The sequence below is a fragment of the Vibrio sp. 378 genome (assembly GCF_033339435.1).
In genome coordinates this window covers 1-1,390 of the sequence record NZ_JAWOUO010000078.1, presented here as the reverse complement: position 1 = coordinate 1,390, position 1,390 = coordinate 1, and the positions used below count along the sequence as shown (strand labels likewise).

Genomic DNA, 1,390 nt, shown 5'->3' with positions numbered 1-1,390 from the left:
GTGGTTGGTTGTGCGACGATTTTATCTGCGCTCATTGAAATCCAGTAACCGCCAGAGGCCGCTAAGCTCGACATCGAAACTACAACAGGTTTGCCTGCTTTTTTTAGCGCTTCCACTTCGTTGCGAATCACTTCTGACGCAAACGCACTGCCACCAGGGCTGTCTACGCGAAGCACGACTGCTTTCACCTTCTCATCGTTACGCGCTTGACGCAGTAGACTTGCAACCGTGTCACCGCCTACTGTTCCACGAGGTTGTTGACCATCCATGATGGCGCCACTTGCAACAACAACGGCAATATCATGGTTTGCGAGTGTGTAGTCAGGGCGAATCGTTGCTAGGTAGTCGTAATAACTAATGGCGTTGTAGCTATCTTTACCATCGCTACCAAATTCTTTGGCGAATAGGGTACGAATATCTTGGCGTGTCGCCAATTCATCAACTAACCCCATTTTGACTGCCAATTGCGCCAAATCACCATCCACAGATTTCATCTCGGTAAGCAGTTCTTCCATAGTTGGGTTTAGCACTTTGGCGTTGATGTTGCGGTTAGTCGTCACGTCATCGACAAACGCGCTCCACAACTGAGTGACCCAGCGAGTGGCAGACTCTTTTGCCGCATCCGACATGTCGTCACGAATAAACGGCTCGATAGCCGATTTGTAAGTACCGACTCGGAAAACGTGAGTGGATACGTCTAACTTCTCTAGCAGAGTTTTGTAGTACATAGAGTAAGCGCTGTAGCCCTTAATCAGTACGCCACCATCAGGCGCCATGTACACTTTATCGGCGTAGCTTGCTAAGTAATATTGGCTCTGATTGTAAAAGTCACCCACCGCGTAAACTGGCTTACCTGATGCCTTAAACTCGTTTAACGCTTTAGCAATGTAACGAAGTTTCGTTAAGTTCGTTTCTGGCAGATCGCGCAGTGCCAATACCAAGCCAGAGACTTTGGTATCGTCTTTTGCGTAGCGAATGGTGTCCACGATATCGAACAAAACGTTCTCTTTTTGCATCTCGTTACCTAAAAGAGAACATGCGAATGAGTCCATTGGTTTGACATAACGACGCTGTTCCACGATGGGACCAGAAAGGTTCATAACCAAAGCAGATTCTTTCTCGATAACAGGTCGTCCTTCGCCAGTGTAGGTAAACGCAAAGTAAAACACGGCGATCATCAAAAGGAAGATCAGGTTTGCCAACGCGAGTCTGATAAAGGTGATGCTTTTCCATATCCCCTTAAATATCAAACCAATAAATTTGAAGAGTTTTTTCATCTTGTCTCCATAACGAGATAGTCTTTCCCTAATCTTACAAAGTATGGGTTCTTATCTCTAAGATCTCAAAAGATAACATTTTTTTAGCTTATCATGCTCACTCAACAATTGGC

1 protein-coding gene is annotated in these 1,390 nt (G+C 45.7%); it reads right to left on the bottom strand.

The window, feature by feature from the left end:
* A partial coding sequence (gene sppA, locus R7Q48_RS24205; RefSeq protein ID WP_318132622.1) for a signal peptide peptidase SppA occupies positions 1-1,277 on the bottom strand: 1,277 nt, incomplete at its 3' end.
* Between the last annotated feature and the right edge of the window lie 113 nt (positions 1,278-1,390).